The 21,283-nt window shown below is 63.3% G+C and carries 21 protein-coding genes; 6 read left to right on the top strand and 15 right to left on the bottom strand.

Annotated elements, in window-relative coordinates; translation table 11 throughout:
* Positions 1 to 106: 106 nt before the first annotated feature.
* The 4 genes from pcaQ to INS93_RS04685 form a co-directional block, all read right to left on the bottom strand.
* The gene (gene pcaQ, locus INS93_RS04700) at positions 107 to 1,039 is read right to left on the bottom strand and encodes a pca operon transcription factor PcaQ (protein ID WP_017675565.1); all 933 of its coding nucleotides are present in this window, start codon (positions 1,037 to 1,039) and stop codon (positions 107 to 109) included.
* Positions 1,040 to 1,186: 147 nt separating this feature from the next.
* Positions 1,187 to 2,116: a catechol 1,2-dioxygenase gene (gene catA, locus INS93_RS04695; protein WP_192980485.1), complete on the bottom strand. Its 930-nt coding sequence runs from the start codon at positions 2,114 to 2,116 to the stop codon at positions 1,187 to 1,189.
* Between the two features lie 40 nt (positions 2,117 to 2,156).
* A complete protein-coding gene (gene catC / locus INS93_RS04690) occupies positions 2,157 to 2,447 on the bottom strand; it encodes a muconolactone Delta-isomerase (RefSeq protein WP_037000634.1) in 291 nt (96 codons plus the stop codon).
* A gap of 25 nt (positions 2,448 to 2,472) precedes the next feature.
* Positions 2,473 to 3,594: a muconate cycloisomerase family protein gene (locus INS93_RS04685; protein WP_192980484.1), complete on the bottom strand. Its 1,122-nt coding sequence runs from the start codon at positions 3,592 to 3,594 to the stop codon at positions 2,473 to 2,475.
* Between the two features lie 126 nt (positions 3,595 to 3,720).
* Here INS93_RS04685 and INS93_RS04680 point away from each other — a divergent pair, with 126 nt between their 5' ends.
* The gene (locus INS93_RS04680; protein ID WP_160017032.1) at positions 3,721 to 4,605 is read left to right on the top strand and encodes a LysR family transcriptional regulator; all 885 of its coding nucleotides are present in this window, start codon (positions 3,721 to 3,723) and stop codon (positions 4,603 to 4,605) included.
* A gap of 56 nt (positions 4,606 to 4,661) precedes the next feature.
* Here INS93_RS04680 and INS93_RS04675 read toward each other — a convergent pair whose 3' ends face one another.
* The 11 genes from INS93_RS04675 to INS93_RS04625 form a co-directional block, all read right to left on the bottom strand.
* On the bottom strand, positions 4,662 to 5,285 hold the full coding sequence (locus INS93_RS04675) for an NIPSNAP family protein (protein WP_192980483.1): 624 nt from the start codon (positions 5,283 to 5,285) through the stop codon (positions 4,662 to 4,664).
* A 60-nt stretch (positions 5,286 to 5,345) separates the two neighbouring features.
* Positions 5,346 to 6,623, bottom strand: a complete 1,278-nt coding sequence (locus tag INS93_RS04670; protein WP_192980482.1) for an OprD family porin — start codon at positions 6,621 to 6,623, stop codon at positions 5,346 to 5,348.
* A gap of 284 nt (positions 6,624 to 6,907) precedes the next feature.
* The gene (locus INS93_RS04665; protein WP_160017029.1) at positions 6,908 to 7,408 is read right to left on the bottom strand and encodes a flavin reductase; all 501 of its coding nucleotides are present in this window, start codon (positions 7,406 to 7,408) and stop codon (positions 6,908 to 6,910) included.
* A gap of 17 nt (positions 7,409 to 7,425) precedes the next feature.
* Complete coding sequence (locus INS93_RS04660) at positions 7,426 to 8,385, bottom strand: PDR/VanB family oxidoreductase (protein ID WP_192980481.1); 960 nt, start codon at positions 8,383 to 8,385, stop codon at positions 7,426 to 7,428.
* Between the two features lie 118 nt (positions 8,386 to 8,503).
* Entirely contained in the window at positions 8,504 to 9,244 is a 741-nt protein-coding gene (locus tag INS93_RS04655; protein WP_192980480.1) for an SDR family NAD(P)-dependent oxidoreductase, read from the bottom strand.
* 153 nt (positions 9,245 to 9,397) lie between these two features.
* On the bottom strand, positions 9,398 to 9,874 hold the full coding sequence (locus INS93_RS04650; RefSeq protein ID WP_160017026.1) for an aromatic-ring-hydroxylating dioxygenase subunit beta: 477 nt from the start codon (positions 9,872 to 9,874) through the stop codon (positions 9,398 to 9,400).
* 77 nt (positions 9,875 to 9,951) lie between these two features.
* A complete protein-coding gene (locus INS93_RS04645) occupies positions 9,952 to 11,226 on the bottom strand; it encodes an aromatic ring-hydroxylating oxygenase subunit alpha (RefSeq protein ID WP_160017025.1) in 1,275 nt (424 codons plus the stop codon).
* Between the two features lie 142 nt (positions 11,227 to 11,368).
* Positions 11,369 to 11,887, bottom strand: coding sequence for a nuclear transport factor 2 family protein (locus INS93_RS04640; RefSeq protein ID WP_192980479.1), 519 nt, complete (start codon positions 11,885 to 11,887; stop codon positions 11,369 to 11,371).
* Between the two features lie 3 nt (positions 11,888 to 11,890).
* Positions 11,891 to 12,253 carry an IacB protein gene (locus INS93_RS04635; RefSeq protein WP_192980478.1) on the bottom strand — a complete coding sequence of 121 codons (363 nt, stop codon included), beginning with the start codon at positions 12,251 to 12,253 and terminating at the stop codon, positions 11,891 to 11,893.
* A gap of 26 nt (positions 12,254 to 12,279) precedes the next feature.
* The gene (locus tag INS93_RS04630; protein ID WP_192980477.1) at positions 12,280 to 13,452 is read right to left on the bottom strand and encodes an acyl-CoA dehydrogenase family protein; all 1,173 of its coding nucleotides are present in this window, start codon (positions 13,450 to 13,452) and stop codon (positions 12,280 to 12,282) included.
* Positions 13,453 to 13,475: 23 nt separating this feature from the next.
* Positions 13,476 to 14,588 (bottom strand): amidase, encoded by a 1,113-nt coding sequence (locus INS93_RS04625; RefSeq protein ID WP_192980705.1) that lies wholly within the window; start codon positions 14,586 to 14,588, stop codon positions 13,476 to 13,478.
* 708 nt (positions 14,589 to 15,296) lie between these two features.
* On the opposite strand from INS93_RS04625, the gene INS93_RS04620 reads away from it, so the two are divergent.
* The 5 genes from INS93_RS04620 (at position 15,297) to INS93_RS04600 (ending at position 21,283) form a co-directional block, all read left to right on the top strand.
* Positions 15,297 to 16,448 (top strand): ABC transporter substrate-binding protein, encoded by a 1,152-nt coding sequence (locus INS93_RS04620; protein ID WP_192980476.1) that lies wholly within the window; start codon positions 15,297 to 15,299, stop codon positions 16,446 to 16,448.
* A gap of 151 nt (positions 16,449 to 16,599) precedes the next feature.
* The gene (locus tag INS93_RS04615; protein ID WP_192980475.1) at positions 16,600 to 17,637 is read left to right on the top strand and encodes a branched-chain amino acid ABC transporter permease; all 1,038 of its coding nucleotides are present in this window, start codon (positions 16,600 to 16,602) and stop codon (positions 17,635 to 17,637) included.
* Complete coding sequence (locus INS93_RS04610) at positions 17,634 to 19,433, top strand: ABC transporter permease subunit (protein WP_192980474.1); 1,800 nt, start codon at positions 17,634 to 17,636, stop codon at positions 19,431 to 19,433. The genes INS93_RS04615 and INS93_RS04610 overlap by 4 nt, the downstream gene beginning before the upstream one ends.
* Positions 19,433 to 20,224: an ABC transporter ATP-binding protein gene (locus tag INS93_RS04605; protein WP_192980473.1), complete on the top strand. Its 792-nt coding sequence runs from the start codon at positions 19,433 to 19,435 to the stop codon at positions 20,222 to 20,224. Before INS93_RS04610 ends, INS93_RS04605 begins: the two co-directional genes overlap by 1 nt.
* A gap of 54 nt (positions 20,225 to 20,278) precedes the next feature.
* Positions 20,279 to 21,283, top strand: coding sequence for a ketopantoate reductase family protein (locus INS93_RS04600; RefSeq protein WP_192980472.1), 1,005 nt, complete (start codon positions 20,279 to 20,281; stop codon positions 21,281 to 21,283).

Here is a 21,283-nt window from a genome sequence, read left to right as displayed (position 1 = left end):
TGTTGTGAGTATTGTGGAGTCGACCTGGGATCAGGCTGAAGCACAGTTTCCGACAAAGCAGACGCGGGGAATATTGAAAAGACGCCGCCACACCATAACCAGATGGTTATGCAAACAACCCTTCGCGGTAGGCTTCGGCCACCTCACGCAGCGCTGCGCAGAACTGCTCGGCAGCCAGCGGCAGTGCCAGCGCGCTGTTGCGACAGATACCCACCGAGCCGCCTGGTTCCTGCACGCCCAGCTGCAGCTCGACCAGCTCGCCACGCTGCACGTCCAGGCACACCGCGTCCTGCGGCGCCACCCACAGCGCATCGCCGGACAGCACGTAGCGCCGACTCAACGCCGGCGACAGGGTCTCCAGGCGCTGCCGCGACGGCGTCACCCCGCACTGCACGAACAGGCTGTCGGCGTGCTTGCGGATGGTGGTGCCCGCCGTCGGCAACACCAGCGGGTAATCGCCGAGCCGCCCCAGTGTGGCGGCGCCTGCGGCCAGCAGCGGGTGACCGGGGCGCACCACCAGGCTCATCGACTCGCTGTACAGATGCTCGAAGGTCAGGCCCTGGATGTCCGGGCTGTCGGTCATGCGTCCGACCACCAGGTCCAGCTCGCCAACGCGCAACTGACCGAGCAGGTAGGCACCCGGCCCGGTGGCCACGCTGACCACCAGCGCCGAGTGACGCTGATGTAGGCGTCGCACCACCTCGGGAATCAGCAGGCTCTCTACAGTAGAAAGCACACCGACTCGCACCTGGCCGGCCTCGTGCTCACCTTCGCGAAGACTGTTCACCCCATCGCGCAGCGCCTGCACGCAGGGCCCGGCGTAACGCATGAAGGCGACGCCAGCAGCGGTCAGACTCACCCCGTTCCTGCCCCGCTCGAACAGGCTGGCCTCGAGGATCTCCTCCAGTTCCTTGAGCGTCTTGGAAATCGCCGGCTGACTGACCGCCAGGGCATCGGCCGCCTTGGCGAAGCTGCGCTGGCGAGCGATTTCGAGAAAGCACAGCAGGTGGCGGAATTTGATACGGGTGTCGATGTTCATCGCGGGCACCGAAGGGACATGCTGCGATCATGCCGCAAAGCCCGCCAGGCTCCCAGCCCGATTCCTCGCCCCGTCCCTAGGGTGAGACGGAATAAAAAAAGCCGGCACCAAGGCCGGCTATTAATCGGGGTGGTTGGCGACCCGGTCTTACTGCAAGGCACGGGGGCGCGCGTTGCGCTGTTCGGCATCCGCTACGGGTGCACTCTGCAGCTGGAAGTCGAAGTTCACTTCAGCGAAGCGATTGCCCTGAAAGCCACGGTCGCGTGCAGCGGCTTCACCCTCGACGAAGGTCACGTCGCCGATCAGGCCTTCGCGGGTGGCGTAGGCGAAGTCGTCCCACAGGTACTCGTCGCCCGCCAGGTTGATCTGCGTGGTCAGGTGACGATAGCCAGGTGCGGAGATGAAGAAGTGGATGTGCGCTGGGCGGTTGCCGTGGCGACCAAGCTGGTTGAGCAGCTCCTGCGTGGTGCCTTCGGGTGGGCAGCCGTAACCGGACGGCACGATACTGCGCGCGCGGTAGCTGCCATCGGCATCGGTGACGATGCGTCGACGCAGGTTGTAATCGCTCTGGCTCGAATCGAAGTAGGAATAGGTCCCTTTGGTATTGGCATGCCAGACATCGACGATGGCGCCAGCAACCGGCTTGCCGTGGCTATCGACCACGCGGCCATGCAGGTACATCGGCGTACCCGGGTCGGTGCCGTCGTCCATCCGTGCTTCGCCTTCGGTCATCGGCGCACCGGCCACGTACAGCGGGCCTTCGATGGTGCGCGGGGTGCCACCAGTGAGACCGGCCGCCTCGTCCTTGGCATCGAGCAGCAGATCCAGGTAGTGCTCCAGACCCAGACCGGCGACCAACAGGCCGGCTTCGCTGCGAGCACCCATGCGGTTGAGGTAGTCCACCGCCTTCCAGAACTCTTCGGTGGTGACCTCCATGTCCTCGATGATGCGGATGCTGTCCTGCAGGATGCGATTGATCAGCGCCTTCATACGCGGGCTGCCCTGATCGTTGGTCAGGCCGCTGACTTCCTTGAAGAAGTTCTGGACGCTTTCGGTATGCGACAGTTTGATGCTCATGATTATTTCCTCATCTTGTTTTTATCGACTGGAAGATTGATCAGCGATCGTCCTGGTGGATCGAAGACGGGTGACGACACAGGCCGTTCACCTCGATCTCCATGTAGGGAAACAGCGGCAACTGCATGAGGGTATCGTGCAGTTCCTCGACGCTGGCCAGGTCGAACACGCTGTAGTTGGCATAGTGGCCGGCGATGCGCCACAGGTGGCGCCATTTGCCCTCGCGCTGCAGGCGCTGCGCCAGTTCTTTCTCGTCGGCCTTGAGCTTGGCCGCCTGAGCGGGGTCCATGTCGACCGGCAACTTCACGGTCATCTTCACGTGGAACAGCATGAGATCTCTCCTCCTTCGCGCAGGGTTAGGAACGGCGGAAGCGCGCCAGGCGCTCCTCGTCGAGGGTCAGGCCAATGCCGGGCAAGCGCGGCACGTGCAGGTGGAAGTCGCGGTACAGCGGCGCCTCGGTGACGATGTCTTCGGTCAGCAACAGCGGACCGAACAGTTCGGTATCCCAGGCCAGTTTGTTCAGGGTGATGAACGCATGGGCCGAAGCCAGGGTGCCGACGCTGCCCTCGAGCATGGTGCCGCCGTACAGGCCGATGCCGGCTGCCTCGGCGATGCTGGCAGTACGCAGCACGGCGCGCGGGCCACCGTTCTTGGCGATCTTCAGGGCGAACACCGGGGCAGCACCGTCACGTGCAAGGTTGAAGGCGTCCTCCACGCATTCGATGGATTCGTCGGCCATGATTGGCGCCGGGCTGGACTGGTTCAGGCGCACCTGGCCACCGCGGTTGTGACGCGAGATCGGCTGCTCGATCAGGTCGATGCCGTTGTCGCCGAGTATGCGACAGGCACGCAGGGCCACCGCCTCGTCCCAGGCCTGGTTGACGTCGACACGCACGCTGGCGCGCTCACCGAGGGCCTGTTTGATGGCGATGACGTGGGCCAGGTCCTTGCTCACCTCACCGGCGCCGATCTTCAGTTTGAAGATGCGGTGGCGACGGGCTTCGAGCATCTGTTCGCCTTCGGCGATGTCCTTGCCGGTGTCGCCGCTGGCCAGGGTCCAGGCCACTTCCAGGCTGTCGCGCACGCGGCCGCCGAGGATCTCGCTGACTGGCAGGCCGAGGCGCTTGCCCTGGGCATCGAGCAGCGCGGTTTCCACGGCCGAGCGGGCGAAGGTGTTGCCCTTCACCACGCGGTCGATGCGCTGCATGCAGGCGTTGATATTGCTGGCGTCCTGGCCGATCAGCAGTGGCGCGAAGTGACGATCCAGGTTGACCTTGATGCTGTCCGGGCTCTCGTTGCCATAGGACAGGCCACCGATGGTGGTGGCCTCACCGATGCCCTCGATACCGTCGGCGCAGCGCAGGCGCAGGATCACCAGGGTCTGGTTCTGCATGGTGTGCATCGCCAGCTTGTGCGGGCGGATGGTCGGCAGGTCAACGATGATCGCTTCGAGCGACTCGATCGCGGCGTGGCTCATTTCAATACCCATCAGGTTGCTCATATCTATGGACTGATATTGATCCTGCCTTTTGAGAGGTTCCAATATTGATTTTGTCTGCAACAATACCCTGAAGGTATCGTCAACCTCAGAGGACAGTCGCCCATGGAGCTTCGCCACCTGCGCTATTTCCAGGCGCTCGCCGAAACCCTCAACTTCACCCGCGCCGCCGAGCGCCTGCACATCGCCCAGCCACCACTGAGCCGGCAAATCCAGCAGCTCGAGGACGAACTCGGTGTGGCCCTGCTCGAACGCGGCCGGCCGCTGCGCCTGACCGAAGCCGGGCGCTTCTTTCACGAGCACTCCAATGCCCTGCTCGAGCAACTGGCCAAGGTCTGCGATAGCACCCGGCGCATCGGTTCGGGCGAGAAGGCCTGGCTCGGTATCGGCTTCGCCCCGTCCACCCTCTACGGCGTGCTGCCGGAACTGATTCGCCGTCTGCGCAGTGACGCCGGCCTGGAACTGGGGCTGTCGGAAATGACCACGCTGCAACAGGTGGAAGCACTCAAGGCCGGGCGTATCGACGTCGGCTTCGGCCGTATCCACATCAACGATGCGGCCATCTCCCAGCAGGTGCTGAGGCTCGACCCCCTGGTCGCCGCGCTGCCCGCCGGGCATCCGCTGCTGCCGGGACCGGTGAGCCTGGCCGAGCTGGCCCGCGAGCCGTTCGTGCTGTACCCGGGCAACCCACGCCCGAGCTACGCCGACCATGTGCTGACGCTGTTTGCCACGCATGGCCTGCAGATTCGCGTGGCGCAGTGGACCAACGAGCTGCAGACAGCCATCGGCCTGGTCGCCGCCGGCATCGGCATCACCCTGGTACCGGCCTCGGTGCAGGTACTGCACCGCGCCGACATCGACTACGCGCCGCTGCAGGATGCGCAGGCCACCTCGCCGATCATCATCAGCCGGCGTATCGGCGACGCCTCGCCGGCGCTCGATCACTGCCTGACTCTGGTCGACGAGCTGTCGCGCGCGCACCAGCGCTAAGCGCGGAGGAAGAAAAAAGCCCGCAAGGAGGGAGACGGGCATGAAAGAGTTCCTGCCTACTGCAACGGCGAGAACGCCGCCGGCAGATAGAGGGTGGAATGCATCTCGCGCAGTTGCGGCCCGGAGTTCTCCGGCGGCCAGACACCGTCCGCCACGGCACGGGCGCGCACATCCAGGCGTTGCTCCTGGGTCGCGTACGGCCAGATGTGCAGGTAGCGCGGGGTGCGCCCGTCGGTGGCGAAGAACGCTGCATAGACCGCTGAGTAACCTACCCCGGTACGCGAGCTGACGGCCTTCTCCCAGCCTGCCATGGTAGGCGCCAGGCCGGAGGGAATCAGGTTGTATTCGCGCAGCTCGTAGAACGGCCCGTGATGGCCGGGCGCCAGGGGTTCGAGAAAGGGGAAAAGCGTGTAGTTCTCCACCTTCATGTCGAGCATGAAGGCTTCGATACCGAAGGCATCGGGTGCCTGCAGGAAGCGCTCGCGCTCAGCCTGCCGCGCCGTCTCGTCACGGAAACCGCGTAACACGGCGATCTGGTTCAGTGGGCCGATTTCGGACGACCAGCAGCCCATCAGCATGCAGCCATCGCGCACCTCGGCGAGCGTCTCACGAAGGCGCTTCAGTGCTTCGGCCGGGGTGCGCACGCGCAGGGTGAAGGTGATCAGTTCGTAGAGTCGCATCGTCTTCTCGCAACCGTTGAATGCAGGCGGAGCCGGATCTGCATCCGACCCCGCCGCAGGTCAGAACTTGAAGGTGTAGGAGGTGATCAGGCGGTTCTCCTTGTAGTCAGCACCCGACGCCGCGCCATTGCCGTAGCGGGTCTTCACGTCGATGTTGCGCCACTCGAAACCTACGCCCTTGAGGGGACCGCTCTGCACCACGTAGCTGAGGAAGATGTTGCGCTCACTCTCCACGTTCTGATCCAGATCGTTGCTGCCACGGTCGATACCGGTACCGCGCAGGTAGCGGGTCATCAGCTTCAGCCCAGGTACGCCATAGCTGGCGAAGTCCAGGTCGTAGCGCAGTTGCCAGGAGCTCTCGTTGGGCTTGACGAAGGCGACGGTTGACCAGTTCACCAGGTACGGCTGCGGTGCGTAGCCGTTGAGGGTGGGGAAGGTACTGTCGCCAAGCATGCGCTGGTAGCCGACACCGACAGCGTGGGCCCCCTTGCGCAGGGTGGTCATCGCGCCGTAGGAGCGGTTGTCGATGTCACCGTAGAGTGCCTTGCCGTCCTCACGATTGTCGAAGTAGCGCAGGTCAGTCTTGAGCCCGAAGCCGTTACCCAGGTCGGCGTTGTAGGTACCGCCGAGATACTGCTGCTGGTAGATGTCTTCCAACTGACCGTAGAAGTAAGTAGCAGACAACGACGGAGTGAAGGCGTAGGTGGCACCGCCGAAGTTCAGACCATCGCTGCGGCGCTGGATATCCGGCCCGTTGAACAGGTACATCTTCTCGCGGTTGGACGACTCACGACTGCTGATCTCGGTAAACCGGCCGGCAGTAAGGGTCAGCTTGTCCACTTCACGCGACTCCAGCATGAAGCCGTGGTAGGTGGTGATCAGCTGGCGCGAATCGTCATAGAAGGCCACCGGCAGCATCGGGCGGTGCTCACCCACCTTCAGCTCGGTCTTGGAATAACGCAGCTTGGCCGTCAGCGCGGCACGGCCATAGTCACGCACCTGCTCGCCCTTGCTGTCATCATAGGGAATGATGGTGTCCGGGCCGCGACCACCACCGCCATCCAGGCGATAGGCATATTGCGCCGAGACGTCGAGTCCGAATTGCAGCGTGCCTTCGGTATATCCGGAGATGGCGCGAAAATCGAAACCCTGAGTCCAACTGCCAATACGCGATTTGGGCGCATCATGCTGTTTGAAGTCGCGATCGATATAGAAATTGCGCAAGCCGAGACTGACGTTTCGATCATCGAAGAAGTCCGCCTGCGCGGAAATAGACGCGAACATGCCCATTAGGCCAACAGCGCCCAAGCTGCCGGCCAGCCAGTTATTCTGAATCATTGTTTTGATCCTTTGTTACTTGTGCAAAGCACAATGAGTGGAAGCAGATTAATTAGCAGACAACTCAAACAAGGCAGTTAATCCGCAGTGTTGTTTTTATAACCACTTACTGCAAAAAAGGTCGTAGCAAGGTTCTACCCATGAATATCGGGCAGTTATTTCTTATTAACGGGTACTACATGCTTCAGGATGAAATGACACTTCATCCGTCATTTCCGAAGTTACTTCGGAAATCCCTGTGCACTGGCAAAACGGCGGGAGGGCCAATACCCACCTACGGCGCCTCAGCAGGCCGAGCGCGACTGCTCGCCCAAACGGTGATAGGCACGGTTGAAATACACCAGACCGTCCTGGTTCTTGCCGTTACGAATACCCAGTACCTCGCAATAGAAGATGGTGTGCGAACCCACCTCATGCGCCTGCGCGATGCGGCAATCGAAATTGACCAGGGCGTCGTCCAGCAGAGGCGCGCCGCTTTCCAGGGTGCTCCAGCTGGCCTGGGCGAAACGCTGTTCGGAGTCCAGGTCGCGGCTGGCGAAGACGCCGGAAATGTCCTTCAGCTCGGCACTCAGCACGTTCACGCTGAGCACACCGTTCTGCTTGAAGTGGCCATTGGAGAAAGATGAGCGATTCATGCACACCAGCAGCGTCGGCGGCTGGTCGGTAACGCTGCACACGGCCGAGGCGGTGAAGCCCCAGCGTCCGGCAACGCCGTCGGTGGTAATCACGGAAACGGCGCCGCCCAGCAGCGCCATGGCGTTACGGAAACCTGTGGTATCAACCATGATCTTGCCCTCGCCTCTTAGATATCCAGCACCAGTTTTTTTGACTTGGCGCGCGAACAGCAGACCAGAATCTGGTCGTTGGCGGCCTTCTCGTCATCGGTCAGGTAGACGTCGCGATGATCCGGCTCGCCGTCCAGCACATCGCACAAACAGGTACCGCAAACGCCCTGCTCACAAGAGATCTCCACCTTGATGCCGACGGTGGCGAGGGCGTCGATGATGGTCTGGCCTTCGGCGACCTGAACGGTCTTGCCGCTGCGCTGGGCCACCACTTCGAAGCCGGCGCCACTAGCGTCGACTTCCACCTGGAAATACTCGCGGTGGATGTGTGCCTCGTCGTAGCCTGCCTGGCGCGCCCCCTCGATGACCCAGTCCATGAAACCGGACGGACCACACACATAGACGTGCACACCGGCGCCCGGCTGGCCGAGCACAGCCGGCAGATCAAGCTTTTGCGCATCGCCTTCATCATCGAAGTGAGTGCGCACACTGGCAGCGAAACCGGCGCTGGCCAGTTCGTCGAGGAAGGCTGTGCGCTGACGCGAGCGACCGCAGTAGTGCAGCTCGAACGGGCTGCCCTGGGCAGTCAGCTGGTGCGCCATGGCGATCATCGGGGTGACGCCGATGCCGCCTCCGATAAGGATCGAACGGCTGGCGCCAGCGGCCAGAGGAAACAGGTTGCGCGGCGTGCCGACGCTGACGCTGGAGCCTTCGGTGAGCAGGTCGTGAACCGCTACCGAGCCACCGCGCGAAGCCGGATCGCGCAGCACACCCAGGCGGTATACAGCGGCGTTGGCCGGGTCACCGCAAAGGGAATACTGGCGCACCAGCCCGGGCTTGAGGTGGATATCGACATGGGCACCGGCCTCGAAGGCCGGCAGATTGCTGCCCGTCGGATCGGCGAGGTCGAGGATCACCACGCCCTCGCCTTGTTCCTGCCGCTTGCGTACCACCAGGTTCAACACTTGCTCAGTCATACCGACCTTCCCGCACCCTTCGGGGTGCTGATTGTTCTCGTTCGTTACAGTCCGCAGCTCGCACGCGCGGCATTCTTTCGCTTGTCCGCTGCAGCCGAAGGGCCACAGCGAACGGGATTCAACGCATGAACAGGCCGCCGTTCACGTCCCAGGTCGCCCCGGTTGTGAAGTAGGCTTCCGGGCGCGCCAGTTGCACCACCAGGTCACCAAGGAAGTCGGCATCGCCGAGGCGCTTCACCGGGATATTGGCGAGCAGGCCGGCCATGCGCTCCGGCGGCACCGCCGCATGCACGGCGGGCGACTCGATGGGGCCGGGGGCGATGGCGTTGACCGTCACACCGGCGCCGGCCAGTTCCTTGGCGAAGATCTTGGTCAGGGTGACGATGGCGCCCTTGGAGGCGGCGTAGTGCGCACCCGTAGCGGTGCCTCCGTTCTGCCCGGCCAGTGAGGCCATGTTGATGATCCGCCCGTAGCCAGAGCCGGCCATGTGCCCACCGAACACCTGGCAGCCGAGGAAGATGCTGCGGGTGTTGAGGCTCATGACCTGATCGAACTCTTCGGGGCTGATCTGCATGACCGGCGTGGTGCGCGTCATTGCGGCGCTGTTGACCACCACGTGCAGCTCGCCCCAGCGGGCCAGCACAGCGGTCAGCGCGGCCTCGAAGTCGGCCTTGCTGGCGACGTCGAGCTGCAGCGCCAGGCTGCGCTGGCCGCTCGGGTCGAGACGGTCGGCGGCGGCCTGGGCACTGTCGAGCGACAGGTCGGTGATCACCACCGCATAACCGGCTGCATACAGGCGGCTGACGATGGACAGACCGAGCCCCTGGGCGGCGCCGGTGACGAGGGCTACCTGAGTCATGCCTCACCCCCGAGGGCCCGTTCATGGGCGCGCGAGCTAGCGCGAGACAAGGAAGAAAGGGCTGAGGAAGCGGAGTCTACGAGCTGTAGATGAGCATTCCGAAGCCGTTGATGGCGCTGTATCGCCGACGCGCAGCCGCTCATGGACGGGCCCTCACAGGATGTAGCCGATACCGGCGAGGGTATCGGTCGAGTTGATCAACTGGATCAGCTTGCGCTGGATCCTGAAGCTGTCGCCGTCACGCTTGAGCTGGAAGGTGAGGTCGGCGGTGTAGTGTTTGAGCACGTCCTTGCGAAACTCGCGCAGGTTCTGCGCACAGCGCACGGTGACCACGTCGTCTTCCTCGCCAAGCACGCGAAAGCGCGACAGGCTGCGCACGGTGCGTGCACGCGGGCTGGTGGAAATGGACTCGCCGCCGATCAGGCGCTGCACGCGCAACTGGCGCATGTGGTGATCGTCGTAGGCGTAGTTGAGGGTGTTCTCGAAGTCGGTCTCGTTGGGATCGATAGGGATGATGTAGGTGCCCTTGTCGGCCCACAGGTTGAGCCAGGCGTCGAATTCGCCGTGATCCAGCATGTCCGCTTCCTGCCAGATAAAGGCACTGACGTGGTTGAGCAGCTCGATATTCATATTCGTTCTCTTCAGATAAGTGCGTTACGCAGCTGAGCAGCAGACCCCTCTCATCGCGACGAGAGGGGCGAAAAGACTCAGGCCGACATCATCTTTTTCCACTGCTGGTAAGCCGCGCGCATGCCGGTCTCGGCGCTCACGTCGCTGACCAGGCCGTCTTCGCTTGGCTTCTCGCCGGGCAGACCGCGGTTGAGCATGATCCACAGGTCACTGCCGGCCTGGGCGCCCTTCTGTACGCGCTCCCAGGCCTCGGAATCGTCCGGTGTGCCGAAGCCCATCGGCCCCTGGAAGTGCTCGTGCAGGCGCAGGCGGTAGCGGTTGGCCACGGCCGGGCCGCCGTCCATGGTGATCACTGCGTGGTGGATCTCGGTCTCTGTTACCGAGACCGGCTGCAGCACGCGGAAGAACGCCATGGAGCAGGCGACATTGGGGAACAGGTTGAGGTTGAAGCCCGAACCGCCGACGGCGCGGACGATGCGGCGCACCTGCTGCTCGTCGATGCCCTCGTCACGCAGTTCCTGCGCCAGCGTTTCGAAGCGCTCGGGGATCGGCTTGTCGAGGTCTGCTTCCAGATCCACCAGATCGGGGATCATCACCATCACGCTGTGGCCGTTGCCGAGATCCTCGACATAACCGGGGCCTTTGACGAAATCGAACAGCTCCAGAGTCTGCTCGTCCACCGAGGACAGGAACGACTTGTGCACCAGCGGGAAGTGGTAGGCGTCGGTGGTATTCTCCAGCTGGATTTTCCAGTTGCCGGGGAAGCGGAAACGATGCTCACCGGAGACTTTCACTCCGTAGCCAGCTCCCTGTTTCATGAACAGGTCGATCCACTTCTTGGCCGCGCCGAGGAAGTCTTCCAACGGTTCGATGTCGTCCTTGAAGGTGGCGAAGATCATGCCGTTGTATTGCTCGACGCGCAGGCTCACAAGCGGCAGTTCACCCTTGTCCAGGCAGTCGGCGTAGCTCTCCGGGTGCGGCACGCCACGTAGGCTGCCATCGAGCGCGTAACTCCAGCCGTGGTAAGGGCAGACGAAGCTGTTGGTCTTGCCCTTCTTGTGCTCGCACACAGTGGCGCCACGGTGACGGCAGCGATTGAGCAGCACGTGCACATCCTTCTTGCGGTCGCGGACCACGATCACCGGCTGTTTGCCGATGTACGTGCTCTTGTAGCTACCGTTGTCAGGAATCTCGCTGGCATGCGCCACCCACACCCAGGTGCTGTAGAACACCTTCTCCAGTTCTTCGTCGAACAGACGCGCATCGGTGTAAAGGGAGGTGTGCACGCGGTCGTGCAGCACCAGGTCGGCCGGGGTGGCGGCCAGGTTCACGGTTTCGATCAGGTTGGTCACGATCACTCCTCCTCGGCATCACGTGCCGACTCACAATTTCTTTTGCGCGCCTTGTCCGAAAATCGAAGTTTCGGTTGGCGCTCTCTTCGTAGGGTGGGCCTCAGCCCACGTCTGGCCTTTCTGCGGTGGGCCAAATCCCACCCTACGTCTGTTGGTTCTTGCCCGGCACGGGCAGGTGGGCATCGCTGTTCCATGCCTCGACCGGACGACCGAACAGGTTCTCGGTCTGGAAATGGGCCATGCGCCAGACGCCCTCCTCTTCACGGAAACGCACCGTCAGGCGCGCCGCATTGAGATGCGAAGCGCCACTGGCGAAGGTTGAGGTCTGCAACATCACCCAACTGCCGCTGGCTTCGTCACCCTCCACGCGGATCAGCTCCGAGCAGAGGAAGTGCACGTTGAGGGCGAAGTGCGCCGGCTCGCTCATGTAGCCGGCGAACATCGCGCGGATCGCCTCACGTCCCCGGTAGCCGCCGAAGCTCTTGGCGTACCTGGCGCCCTTGCCCTCCCAGACGGCGTCGGTGGTGAACAGCCCGGCCAACTCGTCCAGCGGGGTGCGCGCATCGAGTGCATCGCACAGCACCATGTAGCGGTTCATGCAGCAACGTACGGCGTGCTCGCTTTCCAGCTGGTACAGGCGGGCTTCGAGGGATTGGCTCATGGCTCAGGCCCGCTGGATGATCAGTTCACGACCGGTACGCGCTTCCACCTTGCAGTAGCGCCACAACTTGTAAGGGCCGGTGCCCACAGCGGTGGTGCGGAACAGGTTGCAAGCGGCGTGGACGGTTTCGATATCCGGCACGTCGGCCAGCAGGTAGGTGGTCCAGGGGTAACCGCTGGATGGCCCGACCATGCTCTGGTCGTCATCCATGTTGCCGTAGACCGTCACACCAGGCAGGTCGTGGATGCCATTCCACATGGAGCTGAACGCAGCCCAGACTTCCAGTTGCTCTTCGCGCGGGGCGTCGAAGAAGTTCTGGTTGATGCCCATGCAGAACAGGACGCGCAGGGCTTTTTTCTCAGTCATCACATTCACCGATCGTTAGTTGTCGATTACAGGTAGCCAGGCAGTGGCTTGTTGCCGAAGAAGATCGCACCGGCATTCTGGTAGGTCATGTCGCCCATGAAGGCGTGCTGGGTAACCACCAGGGTGTCGTTGACGAAGCGCGACAACGGGTTGTCGCGATAGACACCGGTCATCCCTGAAAGCATCTGCGCGGTGCGTGCCACTTCGGCCGCCACACGGGTGGCATGGGTCGAGGACAAGCGCAGCAGGTTGGTCTGCTCTATGCTCGCCGGCGTACCGGCAACCACGCTGTCCCAGGCGTCTTCCATGGCTTCGTAGAACCAGGCGCGGGCGGCGCGCAGTTCGGCTTCTGCTTTGGCCATCTGCATCTGCGCCAGTGGGCGATCAGCCAGGGCTGGCGCACCGGTGACTGAGAAGCGGCCGCTGGCCATGCCGGATAGATAGTCCAGGGCAGCGCGGGCCACGCCCAGGCCGACCACGGATAGCACCTGTGTGGCGAAGGACAACGACGGGTAGCGGAACATGGGCTCGTCGAGGTTGGACGGGCCGCCACGGACGAATGTCCACTCGTCGGGCACTACCACGCCATCGATCACCACGTCATGACTGCCGGTACCGATCAGGCCCACCACATTCCAGGTCTCCTCGATCGTTACCTTCTCGCTCGGCATCACTGCCAGGCGCGGCAGCCCCAGAGTCTCGCCATTCTTTGGGCTGATGCCGACGCCGATCAGGCTGGCCCCCTTGCAGCCACTGGAGAAACGCCAGCGTCCGCTGACCTTGAAGCCGCCTTCATGTAGATCGGCCGGTTGTGGAGGAAAAATACCGCCGGCAAACACCACGTCCGGACCATCGGCATAGAGTTTCTCCAGCGTTGCCAGGGGTAGCGCTGCCAGGTACACAGGATTCATGCCGAAGCTGGCCACCCAGCCGGCAGAACCGTCGGCAGCGGAGATCTCCTCCACCATCTCGCAAAACTCCATGGGGCTGCGCTGATCGCCACCGAAGCGCGTAGGCACCAGGGCACGGTAGACACCGAGCTCCTTGAAACGCTGGATCACGTCATGGGAGATGTATTTCTGCTGGTCGAACTCTTCACGCTGGGCGCGCTCACGAATATCGACCAGCAGCGACTGAAAGGCTTCATTTGCGGTAATCGGGGCAAGGCGCTGGTGATCCAGCTGGCTTAGGGAAGACATGGGCTTCTCCAGGATGGACATGGTTATTGTTCGAGGCGCTGCAATAATTCGCGGGCGACTGCCAGAAGCAGTTCGTCCGCGCCTTTGGCAGCGACCAGTTGTAGTCCTACCGGCAGCTTCGAGGCGCCCTCGAAAGGGATGCTCAAGGCCGGGTGACCAGTCAGGTTGAAGGGACGTACGAAAGCGGTCATGCCGATGGCCGCGCGGGTGTCGGCAGCATCTGCAACGAGCGCCGGGTAATCCGGCATGGTCGGTAGGGCGAGAATCGAGCATTGCGCCAGGGCGGCGTCCACCTCGGCAGTGAACGCGGCGCGACAACGCTCGGCGTCAACCAGGGCCGCGTCACGGGTATCACGCGCTGCCAGCAGCCGGGCGGCGACATCAGTGCCGACCAGGCCGGTTTCCACAAGGTGTCCGCAGGCATTCCAGGTTTCCCGGTTGATCACGGCCAGACCCGCGTCGTAGGCAGCTGGCATACCAGGCAGCGGCATCTCGCACAGCTCAAAATCCGCAGCCTCAAGCACGGCGCCCAGAGTGTCCTGCACCTCGTGGTTGGCCTGCACCGGCACCACCCCGATGCGGATGCCAGCCACGTCCGGCAGCGCCTTGAAGGAAGGGTCGATGACCTTCATCGCACTGATCAGTGTCTCGATGTCGGCCGCGAAGGGGCCGACGCAATCCAGCGAGGTCTGCACCGGCATCACTCCGGCACGACTGATCCGGCCGTAGGTGGGTTTGAGGCCGAACACGCCACAGCAGGCAGCAGGAATACGCACCGAACCGCCGGTGTCGGTACCCAGGGAAAAATCACACAGGCCCGCAGCAACGGCAGCAGCTGAACCACTTGAGGAGCCTCCTGGAATGCGTCCGGGATAGCGCGGATTTTCCGCTGTACCGATCCAGGCATTGAGTCCGGTAGTACCAAAGGCCAACTCATGCAGGCTGGTCTTGCCAACCAGCTGACAACCGGCATCGAGCAACGCCTTAACCACATCGGCATGACGCTCGGCATCCGGCGCATGCTCAAGAGCACGACTGGAAGCACGGGTGGGATGACCCGCCACATCGATGGTGTCTTTCACCATCACACGCGGACCTTGCCCACCAAGCTTCAGCTTCTCGACCACTATTGCCATCTGCTTCACCACTGCCGTTCCTATTGAAAAGCGAGCCGTATCAGAGGAGCGGCTTGCGTAAATTCAGAATCGGAAGAATTACGTGAATTGTCAATTGAATTATCGCTTAAAAATAGTGTGTAGATTCGGTGCATTTTCACCATCACAAGCACCATTCTCGTGCAGTTTGGTAACACTATAAACTTGTAACATTCACGTATAAATCACATATAAATTCTTTAAAAACATATATTTAAGACTAATATGAGATTAACTCTCAACGCGCACAAGGATTTTTAACGATCTCTTCGGCACAGTAAAAATGGCCGATAACCGCACGAAAATTGCACGATTTAAACGGCGTTTTTAAAGGCAAAAAATGCGATTTTTAAACAACAAAAAACACTAAAAAACCGTAATTTCCCGCTCACGAAAAAGCACGTCCAGGCCCGATGAAATCAGCCATGAGGTGATCTGCATCACCCTCTCGGATGGAGCGCCTCGGCACTGCCGCAGGAGGGCAAGCCAAGCGTTCGGTTCGCGACCGAACAGGGCCATGCGACAGGTCGGTGCACGCCGTTCTGGCACGGGAGGTGCAAAACAGCCTGTGTCGGACGGGTCAATCGCCGACAGCGCCCAAAGGCGCCAGAACAACAAGAAGACGACAAACCCTCCCAACCGGCAGGGCTCTGTCTCTCCAAATAGCCTTGCAACCCCTCGGAGTACGTCATGCACTTCAAACGAGCTGTGTCCACCCTCCTCCTCAGCGCCGTCTGCGCTTCCTTCGCACAAGCCGAGGTAAAGGTGGGTGTCATCACCTCCTCTACCGGCCCCATCGCACTGGTCGGGCTACCGCAGAAGAATTCCGTCCCGCTGCTGCCCACTCAGGCCGGCGACCAGCAGGTGAAGTACATCGCCCTGGATGACGGCAGCGATCCCACCGCCACCGTCAAGGCGCTGAAGAAGCTGATCAGCGAGGAAAACGTCGACGCCATCATCGGCCCGAGCGGCTCGCCCAATGCCATGGGCGTGATTCAGTTCGTCGCCGAGGCCGGCGTGCCGTTGCTGGCACCGGTCGGTACCGCCGCCGTGGTGTTGCCGATGACCGAGCAGAAGAAGTGGGTATTCAAGACCACGCAGAACGACGACCTGATCGCCAAGGCCCTGGTCGAGGACATGAACGCCCGTGGCGTGAAGACGCTCGGCTTCATCGGCACCGCCGACCCCTACGGCGAGAACTGGTCGAAGGTGATGGGCACACTGGCCGCCGAACACGGCATCAAGATGCTGGCCAGCGAGCGCTTCCAGCGCCAGGACACCTCGGTGACCGGGCAGAGCCTGAAGATTCTCGCCTCGCGCCCCGACGCCGTGCTGGTGGCCGCGCCGGGCAGCTCGGCGGTTCTGCCGCAGACCACCCTGTTCGACCAGGGCTACCGTGGCCAGATGTACCAGACCCACGGCGCCGCGCTGCCGGACTTCCTCCGGCTCGGCGGCAAGAAGGTCGAAGGCACCATCCTCGCCGCCAGCCTGATGCTGGTGCTCGATCAGATGCCCGACAGCCATCCGTCCAAGGCCATCGCTGGGGAATACGTGACGGCCTACGAGAAGCTCAACGGCAGCAAGCCGGCCACCTTCGGCGCCAACACCTATGACGCCGGGCTGCTGCTGCAACAGGCGATTCCGGCTGCCGCCGCCAAGGCGCAACCCGGCACGCCCGAGTTCCGCGCTGCCCTGCGCGATGCGCTGGAGGCGACCCACGAGTTCGCCGCCACCCAGGGCGTCTACAGCATGAGTCCCGAGGATCACAGCGGCTTCGACGAGCGTGGTCGCGAGCTGATCCAGGTGAAGAACGGCACCTGGACGCTGCTCAAGCGCGACTGATCGCGGAGTCAAGCCCCGTAGGGTGGACAGCGCTTTTCTGTCCACCGGATGGAGCCTGGCCCGGTACCGACAGGTGGATGAAAAAAGCGTCATCCACCCTACGCCCGAGCCGCACCAACCCGCATGCCCATACCGCAAACGAGTTTCCGATATGAATTTCCAGATTGCCCTGCTGCTCGGCCAGGACGGCATCACCAACGGCGCTATCTACGCGCTGCTGGCGTTGTCGATCCTGCTGGTCTTCACCGTGACGCGCATCCTGCTGATCCCGCTGGGTGAGTTCGTCACCTACGGTGCGCTGACCATGGCCGCCCTGCAGGCCGGCCAGCCCACCGCGCTGGTCTGGCTGCTACTGGCGCTGACCCTGGCCGACTGCGCCATGGATCTGTACGACGCCACTCGCGCCAGCCGCAGTTTCCGCTTCCCAAAACGCATCGTGCTCAAGCTCGCCTATGCCCTGGCCATGGTCGGCCTGATCCGCAGCCTGCCGCTGGCGGAGCTGCCCATGGCATTGCAGGCCCTGCTTACTCTGGCGCTGGTGGTACCGCTCGGCCCGCAGCTCTATCGCCTGGTGTTCCAGCCGCTGGCTTCGGCCAGTGCACTGGTGCTGTTGATCGTCTCCATCGCCGTGCACGTAGCCATGGTCGGTATCGCCCTGCTGCTGTTCGGGCCCGAAGGCGCACGTACCCAGCCCTTCTCCGAAGCAGGCCTGACCCTCGGCCCGGTGACCTTCAACAGCCAGACCCTGTGGGTCATCGCCGTGTCCCTGGCGCTGATCATCAGCCTGTTCCTGTTCTTCGAACGCAGCCTGTATGGCAAGGCCCTGCGGGCCACCGCGGTGAATCGCATGGGCGCACGGTTGATGGGCATCTCGCCGAACCTGGCGGGCAAGGCCACCTTCGCCCTGGCCACGTTCATCGGTGCGCTGTCGGGCATCCTCATCGCCCCCATCACCACTCTGTATTTCGACTCCGGCTTCGTCATCAGCCTCAAGGGTTTCGTCGGCGCCATCATCGGCGGTCTGGTGAGTTACCCGGCGGCCGCTTTGGGCGCCCTCGCCGTGGGCCTGATCGAGGCGTTCTCGATGTTCTGGGCCAGCACCTACAAGGAGATCATCGTCTTCACCCTGATCATCCCCTTCCTGCTCTGGCGTTCCCTCACCAGCCGTCATGTGGAGGACGATGAATGAAACCGCGCTACCTGATCCTCGCCCTGGTCGCCGTCCTGGCCGTGGCGCCGGCGGTGCTGCCGCCTTACTACGTCACCCTGCTCAACTACATCGGCCTGTACACCCTGGTGGTGCTCGGTCTGGTACTGCTCACTGGTGTCGGCGGCATGACCAGCTTCGGCCAGGCCGCCTTCGTCGGCCTCGGTGCCTACACCAGCGCCTACCTGACCACCGTGCAGGACCTGCCAACCTGGCTGGCCTGGGCTAGCGCTTCGCCCTGGCTGACCCTGCTGGTGGGCCTGGCCCTGACCGCCATCGTGGCCCTGGTGCTCGGCGCCATGACGCTGAAGCTGTCCGGCCACTACCTGCCGCTAGGCACCATCGCCTGGGGCCTGTCGCTGTACTACCTGTTCGGCACCCTGGAATCGCTCGGCGGACACACTGGCGTCAGCGGCCTGCCGAGCATTTCCCTGTTCGGCTGGGCGTTGGACAAGGGCGAGAAGATCTATTACCTGATCTGGGCGATCCTGCTGTGCGCCATGCTCATCACGCAAAACCTTCTCGACTCGCGTGAAGGCCGTGCCATACGCGCGCTCAAGGGCGGCCAGTTGATGGCCGAGTCGATGGGCGTGAACACCTTCCGCACGAAGATGGTGATCTTCCTCATCTCGGCGCTGTTCGCCGCCCTCTCCGGCTGGCTCTACGCGCACACCCAGCGCTTCGTGAACCCCACGCCGTTCGGCCTGCACATGGGCATCGAGTATCTGTTCATGGCGCTGATCGGCGGCGTGGCCAGCGTCTGGGGCGCCCTGCTCGGCGCCGGTGTGCTGACCATGCTCAAACAGTGGCTGCAGGATCTGCTGCCACAATTGCTGGGCAATACCGGCAACTACGAGGTGATCGTCTTCGGCATCGCCATCGTGCTGCTGATGCAGCGCGCGCCGGGCGGCCTGTGGCCACTGCTGACGCGCCTGCTGCCTGATGCCTGGAAGCCGCGCCGCACCGCCCGCCCAATCGACGACGCCAGCGAGCTGCCGCAGCGCGAAGCGCCGGTCGTCGGCGAGGTGCTGCTGGAAGCGCGCGACGTGACCCGTTGCTTCGGCGGCCTGGTAGCCAACAACGAGATGAACCTGGAGGTACACGCCGGGGAAATTCTCGCCCTGATCGGCCCCAATGGCGCCGGCAAGAGCACCCTGTTCAACCAGCTCTCCGGGGTCGATACGCCCACTTCCGGTGAAGTGCTGTTCCGTGGCCAGCGCATCAACGGCACCCCCTCGCGGCGCATCGCGCGCATGGGCATGAGCCGCACCTTCCAGCACGTCAAGCTGCTGCCGGAGATGAGCGTGCTGGAGAACGTCGCCCTCGGCGCCCACCTGCGCGGCAGCAAGGGTGTACTCGCCGCTGCCCTGCGTCTGGATCGCGCCGAGGAAGCACGCCTGCTCGGCGAAGCTCGACGCCAGCTCGAGCGTGTCGGCCTCGGCGACTACCTGTACGCGGAAGCCGGCAGCTTGGCGCTGGGCCAGCAACGCATCCTAGAAATAGCCCGCGCGCTGTGCGCCAACCCCTGCCTGCTGCTGCTCGACGAGCCGGCCGCCGGCCTGCGCCACAAGGAGAAGGAAGCACTCGGCCAGTTGCTCAGCCGCCTGCGTAGCGAAGGTATGGCGATCCTGTTGGTCGAGCACGACATGGACTTCGTGATGGGCCTGGTTGATCGCGTGGTGGTGATGGAGTTCGGCCAGCGCATCGCCTTCGGCCTGCCGGCCGATGTGCAGAAGGATCCGGCCGTGCTGGAAGCCTATCTCGGAGGAGCGGAGTGATGAACATGCCCATGCATAACCTGCAGCAAACGCAGAACCAGGTGGCCAACCCCGTTCTCGACATCAGCGACCTGAGCGTCGCCTACGGCAAGGTGGAGGCGCTGTCCAACGCCAGCCTGCGCGTCGGCCAGGGCCAGATTGTCACCGTGATCGGCCCCAATGGCGCCGGCAAGACCACCCTGCTCTCGGCCATCATGGGCGTGCTTGACTCGCGCGGCCGGGTCGCCTTCGATGGCAGCCTGGAAGCCGTGCCGGAGGTCGAGGTGATGGTCGCCCGTGGCCTCGGCCTGGTGCCGGAGAAACGCGAGCTGTTCAGCAGTATGACGGTTGCCGACAACCTGCTGCTGGGCGCCTTCCAGCGCCATCGCAGCGGCCAGCGCGATCACGGCCAGACGCTCAAGGAAGTCTATGAGCTGTTCCCACGCCTGTGGGAACGCCGTGAGCAGCTCGCTGCCACCCTCTCCGGCGGCGAACGGCAGATGCTCGCCGTCGGCCGCGCACTGATGGCCAAACCCAAGCTGCTGATGCTCGACGAACCGAGCCTGGGCCTGGCGCCGCTGATCACCCGCGAGATCTTCCGCATCATCACCACTCTGCGCCAGCAGGGCGTGTCGATCCTGCTGGTGGAGCAGAACGCCCGCGCCGCCCTGCGCGTGGCGGACTACGCCTACGTGCTGGAAACCGGCCAGATCGCCATGCAGGGCCCAGCCGCCCAATTGGCAGACGACCCGCGCGTGATCGAAGCCTACCTGGGCCTGGCCAGCAAGCATCAGGAAATGCTCTCCACCTGAACCCACGGCGCCCGCCTGGCGGGCGCCGTCGTCAGCTCGCAAGGAAACACACGCATGCCTGATTCCAAGCCATTGCGCGTCGGTATCGCCGGTGCCGGCGCCATCGGCTGTACCCTCGCCGCCCGCCTGGTCGCAAGCGGCCAGCCGGTCAGCCTGCTGGCGCGCGGCAAGACGCTCGCCGCGCTGCGCTACAGCGGCATCCAACTGACCGATCTGGACGGCGAACACCGCGTACAGGTCAGCGCCAGCGATGACTGCCGCAAACTCGGTGAGCAGGATCTGCTATTCATCTGCACCAAGGCGCCGGCCCTGGTCGGCCTGCTGCCCGAACTGGCACCGCTGATCGGCCCCGACACCGTGGTGGTGCCGGTGGTCAACGGCGTGCCCTGGTGGTACTTCCACGGCCACGAAGGGCGCCTCGCCGGTCGCCGCGTCGAGGCGGTCGACCCTGACGGCGCACTCAGCGCCAGCCTCGACCTGCGCCACGTGCTCGGCTGCGTGGTATTTATCACTGCCGAAAGCAGCGCTCCCGGCGTGGTGCGCTCGAACAACCCGCACCTGATGATCTTCGGCGAGCCGAACGGACAGATGAGCGAACGCTTGGAACGAGTGCGCGCGCTGATCGCCGCCAGCGGCATCGAGGCACGCGCTACCGAGCGCATCCGCGACCAGCTGTGGACCAAGATCATCGCCAACATCACCTCCAACCCGCTGTCAGTGGTGACCGGCGCGACCCTGGAAGAGCTGTACGGCCAGGCTGAGCTGAAAACGGTGGTCGGCAAGATCCTTCAGGAAACCCTGCTCACGGCAGCCGCCTACGGCGCACGCATCGCCTTCGATCCGCAGACCTTCATGGAGCTGGGTGCCGGCATGGGCGCGGTACGCACGTCCATGCTGCAGGACTATGAACAGGGCCGCCCACTTGAACTCGCCGCCATCGGCGATGCGGTCGTAGAACTGGCCGGCTACCAGGGCCTGGCCATGCCCACCACTCAGGACATCCTCGCCCTGGCGCGCTTCCGCAGCGCACCCGGTCACGTCCATTCCCCCACACCTTGA

It is taken from the genome of Pseudomonas sp. EggHat1 (genome assembly GCF_014892995.1).
Classification (GTDB): Bacteria; Pseudomonadota; Gammaproteobacteria; order Pseudomonadales; family Pseudomonadaceae; genus Aquipseudomonas; species Aquipseudomonas chaetocerotis.
This window is presented reverse-complemented; position numbering and strand designations above follow the sequence as displayed.

Bases quoted from the DNA above. Each gene is read 5' to 3' on its own strand.
- pcaQ (WP_017675565.1), bottom strand. From the start codon at position 1,039: ATGAACATCGACACCCGTATCAAATTCCGCCACCTGCTGTGCTTTCTC.
- catA (WP_192980485.1), bottom strand. From the start codon at position 2,116: ATGAGCATCAAACTGTCGCATACCGAAAGCGTCCAGAACTTCTTCAAG.
- catC (WP_037000634.1), bottom strand. From the start codon at position 2,447: ATGCTGTTCCACGTGAAGATGACCGTGAAGTTGCCGGTCGACATGGAC.
- INS93_RS04685 (WP_192980484.1), bottom strand. From the start codon at position 3,594: ATGAGCCACGCCGCGATCGAGTCGCTCGAAGCGATCATCGTTGACCTG.
- INS93_RS04680 (WP_160017032.1), top strand. From the start codon at position 3,721: ATGGAGCTTCGCCACCTGCGCTATTTCCAGGCGCTCGCCGAAACCCTC.
- INS93_RS04675 (WP_192980483.1), bottom strand. From the start codon at position 5,285: ATGCGACTCTACGAACTGATCACCTTCACCCTGCGCGTGCGCACCCCG.
- INS93_RS04670 (WP_192980482.1), bottom strand. From the start codon at position 6,623: ATGATTCAGAATAACTGGCTGGCCGGCAGCTTGGGCGCTGTTGGCCTA.
- INS93_RS04665 (WP_160017029.1), bottom strand. From the start codon at position 7,408: ATGGTTGATACCACAGGTTTCCGTAACGCCATGGCGCTGCTGGGCGGC.
- INS93_RS04660 (WP_192980481.1), bottom strand. From the start codon at position 8,385: ATGACTGAGCAAGTGTTGAACCTGGTGGTACGCAAGCGGCAGGAACAA.
- INS93_RS04655 (WP_192980480.1), bottom strand. From the start codon at position 9,244: ATGACTCAGGTAGCCCTCGTCACCGGCGCCGCCCAGGGGCTCGGTCTG.
- INS93_RS04650 (WP_160017026.1), bottom strand. From the start codon at position 9,874: ATGAATATCGAGCTGCTCAACCACGTCAGTGCCTTTATCTGGCAGGAA.
- INS93_RS04640 (WP_192980479.1), bottom strand. From the start codon at position 11,887: ATGAGCCAATCCCTCGAAGCCCGCCTGTACCAGCTGGAAAGCGAGCAC.
- INS93_RS04635 (WP_192980478.1), bottom strand. From the start codon at position 12,253: ATGACTGAGAAAAAAGCCCTGCGCGTCCTGTTCTGCATGGGCATCAAC.
- INS93_RS04630 (WP_192980477.1), bottom strand. From the start codon at position 13,452: ATGTCTTCCCTAAGCCAGCTGGATCACCAGCGCCTTGCCCCGATTACC.
- INS93_RS04625 (WP_192980705.1), bottom strand. From the start codon at position 14,588: ATGGCAATAGTGGTCGAGAAGCTGAAGCTTGGTGGGCAAGGTCCGCGT.
- INS93_RS04620 (WP_192980476.1), top strand. From the start codon at position 15,297: ATGCACTTCAAACGAGCTGTGTCCACCCTCCTCCTCAGCGCCGTCTGC.
- INS93_RS04615 (WP_192980475.1), top strand. From the start codon at position 16,600: ATGAATTTCCAGATTGCCCTGCTGCTCGGCCAGGACGGCATCACCAAC.
- INS93_RS04610 (WP_192980474.1), top strand. From the start codon at position 17,634: ATGAAACCGCGCTACCTGATCCTCGCCCTGGTCGCCGTCCTGGCCGTG.
- INS93_RS04605 (WP_192980473.1), top strand. From the start codon at position 19,433: ATGAACATGCCCATGCATAACCTGCAGCAAACGCAGAACCAGGTGGCC.
- INS93_RS04600 (WP_192980472.1), top strand. From the start codon at position 20,279: ATGCCTGATTCCAAGCCATTGCGCGTCGGTATCGCCGGTGCCGGCGCC.